The organism is Parapedobacter sp. 2B3 (genome assembly GCF_041925275.1).
Lineage (GTDB): Bacteria > Bacteroidota > Bacteroidia > Sphingobacteriales > Sphingobacteriaceae > Parapedobacter > Parapedobacter pyrenivorans_A.
In genome coordinates, this window is the sequence record NZ_JBHEUZ010000038.1 from 1 (window position 1) to 16,447 (window position 16,447).

Annotated in this window: 11 protein-coding genes; 9 read left to right on the top strand and 2 right to left on the bottom strand. The window is 47.9% G+C overall.

Going from position 1 to position 16,447, the window contains the following annotated elements; translation table 11 throughout:
• Positions 1-144: 144 nt before the first annotated feature.
• The 6 genes from ACEVG1_RS20640 to ACEVG1_RS20665 all read left to right on the top strand — a co-directional run bounded on the left by ACEVG1_RS20640 (position 145) and on the right by ACEVG1_RS20665 (position 9,912).
• Positions 145-735 (top strand): RNA polymerase sigma factor, encoded by a 591-nt coding sequence (locus tag ACEVG1_RS20640; RefSeq protein WP_374745626.1) that lies wholly within the window; start codon positions 145-147, stop codon positions 733-735.
• A gap of 103 nt (positions 736-838) precedes the next feature.
• The gene (locus ACEVG1_RS20645) at positions 839-2,053 is read left to right on the top strand and encodes a FecR domain-containing protein (protein ID WP_374745627.1); all 1,215 of its coding nucleotides are present in this window, start codon (positions 839-841) and stop codon (positions 2,051-2,053) included.
• 252 nt (positions 2,054-2,305) lie between these two features.
• Complete coding sequence (locus ACEVG1_RS20650) at positions 2,306-5,608, top strand: SusC/RagA family TonB-linked outer membrane protein (RefSeq protein ID WP_374745628.1); 3,303 nt, start codon at positions 2,306-2,308, stop codon at positions 5,606-5,608.
• Positions 5,609-5,625: 17 nt separating this feature from the next.
• Positions 5,626-7,170 carry a RagB/SusD family nutrient uptake outer membrane protein gene (locus ACEVG1_RS20655; protein WP_374745629.1) on the top strand — a complete coding sequence of 515 codons (1,545 nt, stop codon included), beginning with the start codon at positions 5,626-5,628 and terminating at the stop codon, positions 7,168-7,170.
• Between the two features lie 56 nt (positions 7,171-7,226).
• On the top strand, positions 7,227-8,627 hold the full coding sequence (locus ACEVG1_RS20660) for a hypothetical protein (protein ID WP_374745630.1): 1,401 nt from the start codon (positions 7,227-7,229) through the stop codon (positions 8,625-8,627).
• Between the two features lie 13 nt (positions 8,628-8,640).
• A complete protein-coding gene (locus tag ACEVG1_RS20665) occupies positions 8,641-9,912 on the top strand; it encodes a hypothetical protein (protein ID WP_374745631.1) in 1,272 nt (423 codons plus the stop codon).
• 42 nt (positions 9,913-9,954) lie between these two features.
• Here the strand turns inward: ACEVG1_RS20665 and ACEVG1_RS20670 are convergent, their stop codons facing one another.
• Both ACEVG1_RS20670 and ACEVG1_RS20675 read right to left on the bottom strand, forming a co-directional pair.
• Positions 9,955-11,139, bottom strand: a complete 1,185-nt coding sequence (locus tag ACEVG1_RS20670) for an ATP-binding protein (protein WP_374745632.1) — start codon at positions 11,137-11,139, stop codon at positions 9,955-9,957.
• Positions 11,140-11,315: 176 nt separating this feature from the next.
• Positions 11,316-12,293 carry a helix-turn-helix domain-containing protein gene (locus tag ACEVG1_RS20675; RefSeq protein ID WP_374745633.1) on the bottom strand — a complete coding sequence of 326 codons (978 nt, stop codon included), beginning with the start codon at positions 12,291-12,293 and terminating at the stop codon, positions 11,316-11,318.
• 581 nt (positions 12,294-12,874) lie between these two features.
• On the opposite strand from ACEVG1_RS20675, the gene ACEVG1_RS20680 reads away from it, so the two are divergent.
• From ACEVG1_RS20680 to ACEVG1_RS20690, 3 genes are read left to right on the top strand one after another with little or no spacing between them, the layout of a single operon-like run.
• Positions 12,875-13,231 (top strand): hypothetical protein, encoded by a 357-nt coding sequence (locus ACEVG1_RS20680; protein WP_374745634.1) that lies wholly within the window; start codon positions 12,875-12,877, stop codon positions 13,229-13,231.
• Positions 13,232-13,242: 11 nt separating this feature from the next.
• Entirely contained in the window at positions 13,243-14,187 is a 945-nt protein-coding gene (locus tag ACEVG1_RS20685; RefSeq protein ID WP_374745635.1) for a phosphatidylinositol-specific phospholipase C domain-containing protein, read from the top strand.
• Between the two features lie 23 nt (positions 14,188-14,210).
• Positions 14,211-16,400, top strand: a complete 2,190-nt coding sequence (locus ACEVG1_RS20690; protein ID WP_374745636.1) for a hypothetical protein — start codon at positions 14,211-14,213, stop codon at positions 16,398-16,400.
• Positions 16,401-16,447 lie beyond the last annotated feature (47 nt).

A 16,447-nucleotide genomic window follows, 5' to 3' on the forward strand; every position in this document is an offset into this window, starting at 1 on the left:
CCTCTAATTCTTCCATGTGGTCCTTTTGGGATCACAAGTTAACACTTTTAAGGAAAATGGAAATCTGTCGTGCACCCGCCAATCACCCTACTGGATTTTTACTACCTTTGACGTATTCAGTTATCGAACTAGTTGAACGGAAAAATGGCTGCCGAATTCTTATCGGATGAACGTACCTTGCTATCCAAGATAGCTAAGGGGGATCAGCGTGCCTTTCGAATAATCTATGACAGTTATTATAACCGCATCTTTGGCTATGGGCGTCACCTACTCAAATCCGATGTGCTCGCGGAGGAACTGGCGCAACGTACATTCCTGAAAATATGGCTGCTCGGTGAAAGGTTGGAAAAAATCAACCACTTGGAAAGCTACCTGATTACGATCTCGCGCAATCATGCCTTAGATGTTCTGCGCCGCAGAAAGCTGGAAGTGCGCGCAAGCCGTAAAAGCAACACGGATTGGTCAGAATCACATAATGACACCGAAGAAGAAATCATGCTCAATGACACGCGCAGAGTGATCGACGAAGCGATTGAATTGCTGGCACCCCAACAGAAGCGCGTATTTCAGCTCTGTCGCCAACAGGGCTTAAAATACGAAGAGGCCGCTAAGGAGCTCAATCTTTCACCCGCCACGGTGCAGTCTTACATGAAGCTGGCGCTTAGCGCGCTGCGAAAACACCTGGCGCATCGCACAGACCTGATCATATGGCTTGTTATTTTCAAACTGATTTAAAAATTTCACTCACAATACCCCCGAAAACCCCAGCCATTCGTCTACCTTGAAAAGCGCATCGGCTTTGGCGAGAAACCGGCCCGACCGATGCCAACACAGGAACATGGACAACGGCAGAATTGCTTTCTTGATTGAACAGTATCTCAACGATTCGGCGACACCCCAAGAATTGAGCGAACTGGAAAACCTATTGGCCGATCCAAATGCCGATCGCATGGTCAAAGATGCATTTTATGCCCATTATTATCGTCTTTCCGAATCCGTGGCAAATGACCTCCATCCAACGAACGAAACGAAAGAGCGGATATTCCGACAGATCGTTATGCAGCCCCAGCATCAGGCTGCACCCGTTAGACCCCGTGCGGTAAGGCTGCGGAGGTGGCTCCCCTATGCAGCGGCAGTTCTGCTCGCTATGTCAGTCGGCCTATTTATTTGGAAGGGTAGCCAGCACGCTCCCTATCAAGAAATAACAGCCGCGCAGATACCCCCAGGTACCAACCATGCCACCCTCTCGCTCGCCGATGGCAAAACCATCACCTTGGATGACACGCAAGACGGAATCATCGTCGGAGCGGGAACGATCACCTACACCGATGGCCATTCGCAAATTATCGGGCTGGGTGATGACCGAGCGCCTACCGAAACACTCGTGCTTTCAACGCCGAAAGGTGGAACATACTCCATCGTCCTCCCCGATGGTTCCGAGGTTTGGCTCAACGCAGCTACCACCTTGAAATATCCTTCGCGGTTTGATGACAACGAGCGCGTCGTATACTTGGAGGGCGAAGCCTATTTTGCGGTGACAGAAGTGAGCGGAAAAGGAGGTGCACCGGCCAATGTCCCTTTCAAAGTTGTGAGCAACAGCCAGGTAGTCGAGGTGTTGGGGACCGAATTCAATGTTTCGGCCTATGCGGATGAAAGCGAAACGCAAACAACACTGGTAGCAGGGCGCGTAAATGTTTCAACCAGCAATGGCAACGCGGCGGGTACTGCCATACTGGAGCCGGGAGAACAAGCTATGAACCGCCAAGGGGTCATACATGTCCAAAAAGTAGATCCAGCGCAATACACGGCGTGGAAAGATGGCTTTTTCTATTTCAACAAATTGCCGCCTCAAATTGCTATTGCACAATTGGCCCGTTGGTATGATCTGGAGGTAATTTATCAGGGGACCCCCCCGCAAATCAGTATTTTCGGTATGATTGACCGGAATAAACCGCTTGAATCTGTTTTAAAATCGCTCGAAAAAAGTGGATTGAATGTTAAGGTCGTTCATTCGGCGGGCGCTAATCGGCTCATCGTCTTGGGAGAGCAATAAATGAATGTTAAACTAAAAAAGGAGCTTAGATCATGGGAACATAGTATACAACCAATTTAGCATCCATACACCAAAAAAACGGATGATGCTGATAACATCACCCGCTTCATTTGCTTGGATTCGATACTCGGCCGCTGTGTTTACTGAAGCCGAAAACCAGTTTTTTAACCACCCAAACGTTACAAATATATGATTTTTACACGATGTGTAATGGGCTGCTCCCAGCCCTTTAAATACCGCTTATTACTGATTATGAAACTAGCGATTTTCTTGACGGTTGCCTTTACATTCCAAGCTGTCGCTGAAAGCAAGGCACAAAAGATAACGCTTTCGGTACAAAACACCGCCCTACGCGATGTGATGAAAGAGATTCAAAAGCAACAGGGTTATTCGTTTCTGTTTCGTGGCGAACGGATAGCAGGTACGCGCATTGATGCCCAAGTTAAACAAGCTGACTTCGCCGATGCGATGCAGGCTATTTTGACCGGCCATGAACTGGACTGGTCCCTTGACGACGGCATCATAACGATTATGCCAAAACAGCCAATAGCAGAAAGAACTCGGCTCCCTGTGCAAGACCATACCCTGACGGGTAGGGTAACCGATGAATCGGGGATACCATTGGCGGGCGTGACCGTACGTGTGGCAGACAAAGACATCCGTGCCGTAACCGATCAGCGAGGAGATTATCGGATGGTGCTGCCCGATGAAGAGGTCCTACTGATTTTCAGCAGCGTTGGGTTCGAAACACAGGAACAACAGGTTCGCGGCCAATCCAGCCTTGATATCGTCCTGAAAACAGAAGTGGGCGATTTGGACGAGGTGGTGGTCGTTGGATACGGAACGATGCGAAAAAGTGATATAACAGGAAGTGTTGCTTCGATAAAAGGGGAAAAAATCACAACGACCAGCTCGGGTAGCTTCGAAGCGCTTTTGCAGGGCCGCGTGGCGGGCTTGCATGTGATCAATAACAACAGCGACAACCCGCAGGGCGGTTCGACGGTGCGGGTGCGCGGAATTAGCTCCATTAATGGCTCAAACGCACCGTTGGTGGTGGTTGATGGCATCCCCTTCGGCGATGCCGGGGGGTTGAATCTCATCAATCCGAATACCATTCTTTCGATGGAAGTATTAAAAGACGCCTCGGCAACCGCAATTTATGGGTCGAGAGGATCTAACGGGGTGATTATGATTACCACAAAACGAGGCGACAAACATTCGCCGAATGTCTGGCTCGACCAAAAGACCAGTTTCGGCACCTTTAGCGATAAACTGGACTATTGGCGCGATCCATTGCTCATGGCTGAACTGGCGGATGAGGCCAATGAAAATGCCGGTATAGACCCCATATACATCGGCAAACGGGATGCAAATGGGACCTATTACCCATCGCGGGCAGCTATTGGCAGTGGCGCCTGGCCCTACTATACGGAATGGGATGACTACGTGTTTCGCCCCGCGGCAGTAACCTCCGAAACCAATCTCGGTGTGCAGGGCGGGGGCGAGAAAAGCCAGTACTACCTGGGTCTCGGCTACTACGACGGCCAGGGAATGCAACGCAACGACGACTACCAAAAGCTTACCCTGGATTTGTCCTACCAGCACGACTTATCGGATTACCTGACCATTATTTCGAAAGCGGGATTTATTGACGGAGACCGGAACCGGAACTATGGAATGAATTACCAGCGAAACCCACTATTTCCAGTATATAACGGGGATGGCACCTATTTTAAAGCCAACTCGCTTGACTATGGGAACCCCTTGGCGCTCACCAACGAAAGAAAGGACATCTCGCCGAATACCGATGGGTATGCTACGCTTCAGTTTAACGTGAAACTGGCTAAGCCGCTGGAATTGGTGCTACGGGGAAATACGCGCGCCGGACTTTCGGGGCACAACTTCTATCATCCGCGCGTATATACCCAAGGCGGGGATCTTTACGACGGGGAGGGCGGCATTTCATCATCATCATATCGAAATGTGACCCTCGACGGATACCTGACATACACGCAGACGTTTGCCGAGAAACACGCCTTTACGGCGATGGGCGGTGTTACCTACGAAAACGGAACCCATAAGAGCCTCAACACGACGGGGCGCGGCTTTGCAAACGATAACCTGATGGAGGAAAACATGTCGGGCGCAACCGAGCGTTTTATCACGAATGGCTTCAGTAAGTCGGTATTGGCTTCGGGTTTTACACGCTTCAATTACGCATTCGCCGGTAAATACCTATTCACCTTCACGGCGCGTGCAGATGGGAGTTCGAAATTCGGCGATAACAACAAATGGGGGTTCTTCCCTTCTGGAGCGGCAAGCTGGCGCTTATCGGAAGAAGCGTTCTTGAAGGATGTTGAAGCCATCGATGACCTTAAGGTACGTGCAAGTTATGGTGTTTCCGGAAACCAAGGGATTGCGCCCTACCAAACCATCTCTAAATACGGCCAAGACTACTACTACCTCAACGGAGACGAGTTTATCATCTACGGGCTCGGCCAACAGATAGGCAGGGAAGGTATCGGTGACCGTTATGTGCAGTGGGGAGGGATGGCCACGAAAGACTTGCGGTGGGAAAAGACATCCCAATTTGATGTCGGGGTAGATGCATCGCTATTTGGCAATAGACTCAACGTAACGGTAGACTACTATTATAAGAAAACAAGCGACCTGCTGCGTCAGCAGTTCCTCAACCCGAGCACCGGGTTCGATCGGGTTTGGACAAACGACGGCGAAATCGAAAACCGGGGGGTAGAACTCGCGGTAGACGGAAGAATCTTGACCAGCGGAAAACTGAAATTCGATGCCGGACTCGTGTTTTCACTGAACCGCAATAAGGTGGTGAACATCGGAACGCAAGAAAAGTCAGGCTACATCGTAGACCACAACGGGCTCCGGTATGAACCCTACGGGGGAGGTATCTTCAACGATGCGTACTTGAATGTATTGGCTATCGGCCAGCCGGTAAACGCCTTCTATGGCTACCAGGTGGATGGGATTATTCAGGAGATGCCCGATAACCCGGTAAAAATGACCCGGCCGGGCGAATTTAATTATGTGGGGTTGCGGGAAGATGGTACACTTGACCCGGACAGCCGCCAGATCATCGGAGACCCGAATCCGGATTTTACGTCCAGCTTAAACTTCCAGCTCACGCATGACGCCGGAATAGATTTCTCACTGATGTTTTACGCCCTATATGGAAACGATGTTTTCTCCACCCGTAAACTGGATCGAATCTCGCTGCAGGAGGGGCGCTGGACGGGTGAGAATCCGAACAATGTACGCCCTAAACTTCGCGCAGACAGGCAGTATTTTGCCTCTTCGTGGTTTGTGGAAGACGGCAGCTTTTTCAGGATCCAGCAGGTAACCCTGGGCTATACGGTTCAGCATATCCCCTTCTTGAAACAAGCGCGTATTTTCCTGAATGCCTCCAACCCCCTGGTATTTTCTAAGGTAAGTGAATACGATCCGGAGGTAGGAGAAGATGGCCGCGGCTCGGCCCCGTATCCGCGCGTGGCGATTTACACCGCTGGTTTGCAACTGAAGTTTTAGTATCAACATTTAAAGACATGAAAGCGATAAAAACCATTATTTATTCCGGTTTGGCATTTTTGTTCGTCTCCTTATCTTCATGCGAAGATATGTTGCGGGAACAACCTTATGGCGTGTACTCGGATGATAATTTTTTTACAAGTGAAGCCGATGCGTTAAATGCGTTGCTCTACGCATACGATCCGATAAGTAACATCGAATATGGAGCACGGTTCCTGTTCAACCTTACGGATATTCCCACAAACCAATACCGCTCCTATAATAAGGGGCTTGAAACCGGTCTGTTTGAATGGGAAGTAAACCCCAATACCGAGGAGATCCTCTATTTTTTTAAGTATTGCTACCTCGGCATTACCCGCGCCAACAGCGTGCTGGAAAACGTGGGCAGTATGGCCAATATTTCGGATGACGCCCGCCGGCAGTTTTTGGGAGAAGCTCATTTTTTGAGGGCGTTCCATTATTTCATGCTGGTGCGCGTTTACGGTGAGGTACCCTACCATACCGAGGTGGTACAAGGTGTTCAAGATGCGAAAGCACATTACGCATCGCTCGAAGAGTTGTATGCGTTGATCATCGACGATTTGGAAGAGGCTGTGTCGATGATGAACATTGCTAAGCAGCAAGGGCGTGCGGATAAAGTAGCTGCGCAGGCCCTATTGGCGAAAGTTTACCTCACCTTGGCTTCATCGAAACAGACCGGTGCGCCAGGATACGAATGGGTTTCAAATGCGAATGAACTGTATGCAGACGCCGCAGAAATGGCCGGCCAGGTGCTGAACGGGCAGAATACCTATGCCCTCGAACCCGATTTGTTCAACGTTTATGATGTGGAACACCAAGCCGATAGCCGGGAGCATATTTTCATTACCGCGATGACCCGCGAGGGTAGTGGCTTCGAAGGAAATTATTCGCAATTGCCGCAGATATTCACGATTGGGCTTCCGAATATCTATATCGCTGGTTCGCTAACGGGGGTTGGCGAGGTGATGCCGATCATTCAGCCGGGACAGCAAGGTTGGCAATATTACCGTGTAGACAACGCGTTTTATCATCGTTTCGACGACAGGGACTTACGGAAAAGCCTGATGGTGACAACCATCTATAATGCCGATGGATCCGTATTGGCCAACTGGTCTGAAGAAAACTTGACGAGTTCAAATCCGACGCTTTTTGCCTTCTTTTATCCCTTCAGCAGAAAATATACAGACCCGCATTCGAATTCGCACCGCACGAGCGCCAACCTGTACCTCATTCGCTTTGCCGAAGTGGCTTTGACCTATGCTGAGGCAGCCGGGCCAACCGATGCGGGGTATTATTGGGTAAATGAGGTAAGGAAAAGGGCCGGACTGGACGAGTTGCCCCCCGGCTTATCCGACGAGCAGTTTAAAGAGGCCGTGTGGGATGAATTGACATTCGAACTTGCTTTTGAAGGGCACGGTCTTTTTGAGCTCCGGAGAACCAATCGGGTGCTCGAAGAAGTAACCAACAAACCGGTAAATGAGGCATATGCCTACTTCTTCCCGCTGCCACAACGTGAAATCGATTTAAATCCCAGAAATTAATGAAAAATTTTGCAATGAAAATGAGATGTAACGATATACTGTTTTGGCTATGCGCAATGGCAATAGGCATTTCAGGGTGTAATAAGCTCGAAAACGAGCTCACTACAGGCGCAGAAATCACGTTGTCCTCGCAAGCGGAGGTAGACCGCTACAAGGCCCACGGGGATATCCTGAAATTGACCATCAGCGGCGAATCCATTACCGACATTTCGGCGTTGGAGGTACAGCAAGTCAAAAACCTAATCATCGAAAATACCGGTATCGAAAATTTGCGCTTGCCGGCGTTAAATGCGGTAACCGTCATGATGCATATAACGGGTAATCAGCGGCTGCTGTCGCTTGACGGCTTGGAGAACCTCCAGTTTGTAAATGGCAGTTTGATTATCGAAAACAACGATGCGCTGGAAGATATATCGGGGTTATTGGGACTGAAGGTTTTTACAGGGAATTTGACCATCGCGGAAAACGACCGATTGGGTAAAAATGAAGTTTGCTTAAACGACGGGATCGGGCTTTGTGCCGTTAAAAGTCTGGTAGAAAGCGGTGTGTTTACCGGCACAGTGACGCTGGCTAGCAATCACCCCGAAGCGCCAACTTCGGTCCAAGCAATCGGGCAGATTCCGGGTGATGATGTAATCAGCTATACGCTGCGATCGAAAGCCGATATCGAGGCGTTCGCTCCACTCTCCGATACGGTGCTCAACCTTACGGTAACCGGAACGGAGATTAATTCGTCGTTATTGAACATGCTGAGCAGCAAGATAAAATGGGTGAAAGGAACGCTGTTGATAGAAAACACCAATATGGTGGATACCGAAGGTTTTTTTGATAAGGTACATTGCGACGGAAGCATCATCCTCCGGAATAACCCGCAGCTTTTCAATCCGCAAGGATTTAGAGGCTATAAACATATCAAGGGTGATCTGATTATCGAAAACTGCCCAAGCTTGGCCTACTGGTGGTCTGCCGCGGGCGATGTCGGATTCTCCGGTATCGAACGCATCGATGGCAGCCTGATCGTTAATCCCGCCATCGGCGTGGAGTCTGGCGGGGCCAGCTTCGTGAAACTGAATCACGTAGGTGGCGATTTCATACTGGTGGGCAGCCCCGACGCAGGCAATATATGGAACCTGGACACGTGGTACAGCGTTGGCGGTGGAATCAAGTATATCGGCGGCGATCTGGTGTTCAGCAATCACCACACGGTAAACGGCTTGAGTGGTTTCCAGGCGCTGGAATACTTGGGCGGCGACGTGTCCATAATGGACAACGGAGCGGGCAATAACCAAGAGATTCCGCTGATGAATACGAGCGACCAAGTGGGCTTTTGCCTCATCAAAACATTGCTAGACAACGGCGTAATGAAGAAGGAAAATCCGACCATTCAGCTCCGGGTAAAACCGGGTGCACCACTGATAGACATTAATACATTGGCCGCCTGCCAATCATCAAATTAAAATCGGTACGATCATGAAAAAATTAATTAAAAATATAGGGGTTATACTGGCGGTGCTGTTGAGCGCATGTAGCAAATCTGGAGAAGTAACGGTAACCCAGACCCGGCCACACTTCGAGCGGAACTATATCTTTTCAAACGGGAATATACCGCGCAATGTGTTGGATAGCTACCTTTCCCGGAGCATCCTGCAAGCCGAATACCTGAATTCCGAAGGGTTTTACAACGATGGCCCTTATCCCTATAAGGCGGATGATTTCCGTATGCTCAAAGAAGTAGGGGCCAAGTTCATCGGCCGGGCAATCTATTCCTGGGATATCCCCGAAGCATTTGCAAACCCGGCGTTCCTCGGAAATGCAAAAGCGCGGGCAGAGGAGGTACATGCATACGATCCGGAAGTGATTTTTCAGGCTTGCTTATTTGAAATCGTATCCACCAAGGTTGAGCAACTCCAAATCCCCACCTGGGTTTTTGAAGCCTTTGATCTGCCTGCCGAAAACCGGAATTTCGACTACGACCAGATGCTAAGCACGGAAGGCAAATTCGTGGACCATTGGCGGGTAGGCGCTAGCGTTCCGGACATTAGCAACGTAGAAACGCAGCTATTTTTCTATTATATGGCCGCGGAGTATATCAACATCGGTATTGAAGCGCTTCACTTTGGACAAGTGGAACTGATGGCCATGAACAGCGATGGCAGCGGCGTAGAAGCTTGGCACACTGTGCTGAACAAGGTGCGCGACTATGCACTGATCCACGCACGAAGGGGAACCGTATTATGTGATGGCCATATGGGAAGCGGTGGTTTGGTTCGCGACGGAAAGTTATTGTTTGACTTCGTTTCATTTCCGATGCGCATTAAGGAGATCATGGGCGATCCGCAAAAGGGAGAATTGAAAAAGTTTCATCTCGATGCCCTATACGGTCGGACGAAGGGCGGAATCACCCCAAGCGGCTGGAGTTGTGACCGCGCTCCTTATATCGTTGAACTAGACAATTTCGGCATCAGCGAACATCCGGGGACGCCAAATCTGAACGATCACTTTGTGTGGGGGTTTGACGAAATCTCGTGGTTTACCAACCAGCCGGAAGCCTACCGCAACGAATTCCTGGTCTATGCCGACGATTGGATTGAACGGGTAGACCCCAATGGTTTTATCCAAATGCCGGGAAGCCGCGTCACCAGCGGGACCAGCGGAAATCGCTATCGCGCAAACGCCACAAGTGATGCTTGTCCGATAGGAATGGGGCAAGAACAGGTCATTAAGGAAATCTGGGCCCAATGATCTTTGCGCCCCGGCTGCTTTTTCGAAGAGCAGCCGGGGTGCTTAAAACAACTCAACCGGGTCTATGGCGAGAAACGTCTCCCACGGGATGCCGGATGCGCCGATCAACAACACCTTGTCCGGCTTCGTTGCTTTTCGGAATGCGGGCATACTAACACCGGTTTGTGTGCGTCCGCTCTTCACTTCCAACCCAAGCACATTGCCCCGGCGCTCCAATACGAAATCAACTTCATGCCCTCCTTCCCGCCAATAGTGAATGTTATAGCCCCCGGCATAGGCGCTATTGATTAAATGTGCGCCCACGGCAGACTCGACCATATGGCCCCATTCATCCGGCCTTTGGCGGATTTCGGAGAACTGCTCGTGCCGCTGTGCGCTGATTAGTGCGGTGTTGTGTACCTGGAATTTCGGACTGGATGAGCGTTTGCGGATTAATTTCGAGTCGTACTTTTCGAGGCCCCCAAGTAAGCCTGCGGTATTTAACAAATCCAGGTAATGTGCTAGCGTCGTGGTGTTGCCGGCGTCTACAAGTTGTCCTAACATTTTGGAGTATGCCATGATTTTTCCTGAATAAAGGCACCCCAGCTCGAATAGCCGCCGCATCAGGGCGGGCTTGTCTACGCGCGTCAACATCAAGATGTCGCGCGAAATACTCGTTTCTATCAACGAGTCGTGGACGTACCGTTTCCAGCGATCCTCGTCGTCCTTAAGCAACGCGGCACCCGGATACCCGCCGAACCATACATAGGTCGTCACATCCCAACCGAAGGCATCGCGCATTTCACTAAAAGACCAGTGGCCTAAGTAGGATGTCTCAAACCTTCCGGCCAATGATTCTGTAAGCCCTTGTTGCAACAGCAGTCGAGAAGAACCCAGTAGGATGACCTTGATATTTCGCCGCTCGCGGGTATCGGTATCCCACAATAATTTGACCGTTTCACTCCAATTCGAAATTTTCTGGATTTCGTCAACGACAAGCAAAAATTCGGAGGCTTGCTGTTGGTTGAGCATCAGCCGCGCCGTTTCCCATTGTTGCTCCAACCAAACCGCTCCTGCCGCCGGCACGGCGTCGGCCGTGACAAAATGAAATGCGTGTGGATAGTCGGCCGTCAATTGGGTCACGAGCGTGGTTTTGCCAACCTGTCTTGGTCCCATAACCACTTGGATGAAGTTTCGTGGTTCATTTACTCTCGACGTAAGCTCTTGTAAATAAGGTCTTTCAAACATATCTGATGATTTACTCAATACAGTGAGTAAATTTACTCAATTTAGTGAGTAAATGCAACTTCGCCGCCAGTTACCCGCTCAGGACGCCGAGTCAACGATCAGATGGGGGCCTTCGTGGCCCGGGCGCTCATCATGGAGAACTTGCCGTCATTGCGGTTTCACCGATGAGCAAGCAGCTACTGCACCTCGCTTGGCCGAATACCGAATTGTTTTTGAAAAGCTGTTGAAAAAGCTTGCGTTGTGCCGTATCCGTATTTTATTGCAATGTTGGTAATGGAATCCGTTTTGTTATGGTGCAGTTCTTCAAATGCCTTTTCCAATACGGATTGATGATAGAATTTGATGACGGAAGTATTATAAATTGCCTGAAAACCCATTGTTAGTTTAAAACGGTTCAATCCTATTTTTTTGCATAATTCCTTAACGGAAAGTTGCAATATCTGGTCTAGGTTTTGCAAGAGGTTTTTTGCTTCCTGCAGTTTTTGAACATCCTCGGTACTAAATTTTAGTTCTTGTTGTTTAACTGATGAAATTGCATTCAAGTAATGCGCCATTATTTCGTATAGCTTGCACTCCATATATACTTTTCTGAAATTTCCTTTAAGCCTGCATGCCAATACCTGCTTTATAACGATAGTAATTACCTTGGAGATATCAAATATCGCTCCTTTAGCAGATTTAGAAAAAACAGCATCTATACATTTTTTCTTTTCACTTTTTTGGTCGCTGTCAAAAAATTTATCAACAACATTCAAAAAATCCGCTTTGCTAAATATAAGGGTTACCTGTTCAAACTTTTTTCCTTTCTCGGCTATAAAAAAAGAGTCTTCACCCTGAGGATTATACATGAAGCTTTGCCGCGTACTTATCTTCGACGTTGCGGTATAATCCCATTCATGAACAAGGTCTCCCTTCATGCTTATCGTCAGTAGTACATTGTTATTGTAGTACTGATTATACTGCATTTTATACGTCTCAAGTGGTATTCCGGAAAGATAGGCCAGCCTTACATTTTGAGTCAGCGGAATAATCGCTGTTTGTCCTTTGCCGAGCACTGGTGCCTTAAATTTGAGCATTTCATCTTCGCAATTGAGACGTATAATTTCTTCAAATGGCTGCTCTCTCAACTCTTTAATAACAATAGGGGTTTGCATGTTAATCATTTAGATATGCGACGTTACGAAAAATAATGCGTTTTGATGAAAAAATAATGCGTTTTGATGAACGGCCTCAAAATAGCGGGGGGTAAATTTGTTAACAAGAACAATATGAATACGGCTTTAATTTACAGGGCAATCCAAATCCTGATTTAAATACCATGAATTAAAAAATAAGAAGGATAAACAGGGCCGCTGAAAACTGTATAGAGTAGGCAATATTCTTTTAAACGATAATGAAATGGGACAAAAAACGCTAAGTATTTCGCATGATTCAACTACAATTAGGACGACTAATCAGGGTATCAAATTAACATCTACGGGTTCGAACGTCCATAGATTAAAAATAAGAGATCATGGAGAGGTATCGGTCAATCCAGGTCAAACCAGAGAATTGCCTGGGATAGCTGCCAACACCGAGTATAAAATTGAATTGCTTACTCCCGGTTTGGGTGGAGAAGTTATCGTTGATTATTAGCGAAGTCAGACCCTTATCGTCGTTTAATCGCACACCGCGTTAATAACGAATGGAAAAAGAACAAATTGAAATGCTTTAACATAAACTAACCATTACCATTATGGCCAGAGACGTCAAAATGACAGTAAATAACAATACCGGTAAGGTGTTGAGGTTAAAATCCAAAGATCCAAAACACGGAAAGTTTACTTCGAGCCCCCCGGAAATTATTGAGGGGTCTGGCAGTTGGACTTGTACAAGCAAATCCGCCGGGTTATATGGTCCGGAGGGAACCGTAACTTATGAAACCGACGACAGAAACACTACCGTTGAATTTTATTATAACCATCCCATGGGCAGTGCTACCAGCGCCTACCGTGTCACCCCTAATCCTTCTGACACAATGGGATCGGAAATCAAAGGCAGTTTTAAAGGCCACAGTCAGGACATCACATTTGAGCTCTATCTGATACCATGAAACCCCAGGATATGACGACGAATTCTTTAGCTACCTCTACCTGGATGGGGCACCTGGATAGCAACACCCCGTTGAATGGGATTGTGATGCCCGGAAGCCATGACGCTGGCATGTCTCAAACGGATCACTGTGGCGTAGGGGCTCAATTCAAACCTGGAATGGTGCGGACGCAAGCACTAAATATCCTGCAACAATTGGAAGCTGGCTCCCGATATTTCGATATCAGGGTGGATTACGACCATCGGGAGCTGGTTACCTACCACAGGTCCGGTGATGCTGGATGCAATGGCCAACCACTGACCGCTGTTCTGGACCAATCTCTAGAATTTATTCAATCCCATCCTTCAGAAACCTTTATCCTGAAATTCTCCCATATCCGCAGCAACCAGAAGAAGGAGCGGGAAATAAAAGATAGGATTGATCAGTTTCTGGCCAATATCAAATACCGGGAGCATCTCTTTACACATCGAAAAAGTGACGTCAATCTGGCGAAGATCGCACTGGACGATTGTAGGGGGAAAATTATGCTGATTTTTGATTATCCCGAACACATTGGCACCCGGGCGGCCCGGTTTCGATACCACGATGGATTTAGCCGGGATCCTTCAGGACAGGAAATTGGCGATTATCGCGGCCCCAATCTCACCGTGTGTGATTCCTATTCCAAAACCACTCGTCTAGCAGAAATGAAGAATGACCAGTTGGCAAAATTGGATACGTATGGAGGCTTAGACAAAGATCATTTCTTTCTGCTATCCTGGACGCTAACGCCTGATATCCATACTGCGCTTGATCCCACTGGCTCTGTAGAGAAGTTGGCAGGAATAGCAAACGCTGCTTTGGAGGAAGTATTGACGGAGCGTATGCACCAGCCCGATAAACCGAAGCCGAACATCGTCTACCTAGACTATCTCAATGTGAAAACCGCTCAAAGCATTATTCAGTGTAATTTTTAAACAAATTATTCAAACAACATCGTATGAGCAATTCTGAAATAAATAACCCCTTATATGGGGTAACTATTGGGGCAACTACCTATGCCCTCGCCGGGAAATTTAGCTCCAGCGTAGTGAAGGAGCCCATTAGCTTAATGATCTCTCAGGAAGAATCCCAAAAATATATGTCGGGCGAAAGCAGTTATATATTTTCAGAAAAAATGAACCAGGGTTCATTTGGCATGTCTGGTGCTTATGGCGTTTCGGGAGTAAGCTTACTTAAATCTTCTTTGTCGGCCTATGTTGGGAAATCTTCCGCGGCCAGTAGCAAATCAGTGTCGGTAAACTACAATGCCATTTCTGTTGGAGGAGTAGAGTATATCAATTTTGAGGAACTTACCGCCAGCGATTTTATTGCCAGCCTGAACAAGGCCTGCCAGCAAAGTATATTGTCCGTATTAGACGCATACAACGCGGTAATGGCCGAGGCTTCAAAATCAGGCCTGGATTTGTTGCATGTGTTTCATCATCATGACGCGCAAAGCAACTCATTGAAAAAACTCATCAGCGCATGGATAAGCGCGTCAGAACAATTTACACATGATTTTGGTGACGGCCTGGTGGTCGGCGTTACCTGGGGAGCCTTTGGTGGAGTGAAAATGGTGATGACTTCCGAGAGTGAGTCCAAGTCCTGGAAGTATGGTGGTCAGGCAGATTTTTCGTATGCCAACATTTTCGCCGCTGTCGCCGTAAAGGCGACTTACGATGGCAGCCAATCCGGCGCTGAGGCCAAAGTGAAGGTGAGTTGTACCAGTTATTTGAGCGGCTCCGTGCTTACCACGCAGATCGACGAATGGTTTCGCAAGGTAGAGAACAAAACATTTAACGAGCTGGCCGACGTCAATGTCATGCGTGAAGCGCCGAATATGGTTATTACCCATGGGGCACCTTCCATCCCCGATTTTGTACAGCCTAAGCCTGGAAATGACATTATCGAAAAAGTGGAAGAAATAAAAGATCTGGAGGGATTAGAATCAATCGCCAAAGCTTCGGCTTATGAAAAGACCAAAGAAACCGAACCGGAGTTTACTTTCGACGAATTTATAAATAATGCGGATAAGCCTGCAAATAAGGAAAAGCTGGATGAGTTTAAGCAGAAGATCATTAATAATGATATCGATACATTAGATTTTTCAGCGAATAAGCAAAAGGATAAGGAGGAAAAGCTAAAAGAGAAGTACAAAGACTTGGCGATGAGCTCAGCTGCCGGTTTTTCCGCTTCCGCAACAGAGGCAAATACCAAAGGATATGTTCCGCTGGGTGTATGGATCAGCAACTGGCCCGACCTTTTTCCATGGTTGGCCCAAGGGTATTACAATAGTATTGATGGCATCGATGGGGAAGATACGGTGAGAGCACGGGTAATGTTACAAGACTACCAAACCCTGAGCAGGATGTATTACATAGCCCATTCTTCTGGAATCACCGAATTTAAGAGAAAAGACCCATCTAAGCCAAAAGTGACTTCATTGAGTATAGCCGATACCTTTGCTAATGCCGCGGGAAAGATGCAGGACATTTCGGGAAGTCTTGGCGGAACCAGCATCAAAGAGATTTATGAAAGTTTAGGCGAGGCCGCCAAGCGTATTTATACGCTGTGGAATAACGTGCCTCTCCTTAGAAATTGTGAGTTGGGCCTGGGCTTACTAAAAGATAATAAGACCATAGAGGCTCCTTTACAAAATATGGATAAAGGTAATGATCATACTCGACAGGCCTATTCGCTAGGTACCTGTGATTTTGATGGAAAAAACTACGCTGCCTTTAGTCGCGCCTACAAAGTCCTACCTTTGCTGACGCCGGATGGGGATATTTGGGCTTTTGGGCCGGAGCAGGGCGGATTGAGCTCCATTTATAACAATGAGGTTGTTTTCTCTAAACCTGGAAGAGCAAAATATTTGGTATTTATGTATAACAAGGACGATAAAACGCTGAGTAACGGCGACAGTGGAATCAAATTGTATCCCATCCCCTTCTCGGCTGCACAGAATGTTTCTGCCTGGAAAGGAATGTCTTTCAGCACCAATATCGGCTCTGTTAACCGTTTAATTCGGGATTTAAGATCCCTCAGCGGTCAGTTGGATAAACTGAATGCCTGGTCTTTCAGCAGTGCCAATTGGAACAAAAATTGGAGTGGTACAGATGGGTGCACGACAGATTTCCATTTTCCTTAAAAGTGTTAACTTGTGATCCCAAAAGGACCACATGGAAGAATTAGAGG

What these genes read in the sequence shown, in the direction of transcription:
- ACEVG1_RS20685 (WP_374745635.1), top strand. Translation starts at nt 13,243, where the DNA reads ATGACGACGAATTCTTTAGCTACCTCTACCTGGATGGGGCACCTGGAT.
- ACEVG1_RS20690 (WP_374745636.1), top strand. Translation starts at nt 14,211, where the DNA reads ATGAGCAATTCTGAAATAAATAACCCCTTATATGGGGTAACTATTGGG.
- ACEVG1_RS20670 (WP_374745632.1), bottom strand. Translation starts at nt 11,139, where the DNA reads ATGTTTGAAAGACCTTATTTACAAGAGCTTACGTCGAGAGTAAATGAA.
- ACEVG1_RS20665 (WP_374745631.1), top strand. Translation starts at nt 8,641, where the DNA reads ATGAAAAAATTAATTAAAAATATAGGGGTTATACTGGCGGTGCTGTTG.
- ACEVG1_RS20650 (WP_374745628.1), top strand. Translation starts at nt 2,306, where the DNA reads ATGAAACTAGCGATTTTCTTGACGGTTGCCTTTACATTCCAAGCTGTC.
- ACEVG1_RS20680 (WP_374745634.1), top strand. Translation starts at nt 12,875, where the DNA reads ATGGCCAGAGACGTCAAAATGACAGTAAATAACAATACCGGTAAGGTG.
- ACEVG1_RS20675 (WP_374745633.1), bottom strand. Translation starts at nt 12,293, where the DNA reads ATGCAAACCCCTATTGTTATTAAAGAGTTGAGAGAGCAGCCATTTGAA.
- ACEVG1_RS20655 (WP_374745629.1), top strand. Translation starts at nt 5,626, where the DNA reads ATGAAAGCGATAAAAACCATTATTTATTCCGGTTTGGCATTTTTGTTC.
- ACEVG1_RS20640 (WP_374745626.1), top strand. Translation starts at nt 145, where the DNA reads ATGGCTGCCGAATTCTTATCGGATGAACGTACCTTGCTATCCAAGATA.
- ACEVG1_RS20645 (WP_374745627.1), top strand. Translation starts at nt 839, where the DNA reads ATGGACAACGGCAGAATTGCTTTCTTGATTGAACAGTATCTCAACGAT.
- ACEVG1_RS20660 (WP_374745630.1), top strand. Translation starts at nt 7,227, where the DNA reads ATGGCAATAGGCATTTCAGGGTGTAATAAGCTCGAAAACGAGCTCACT.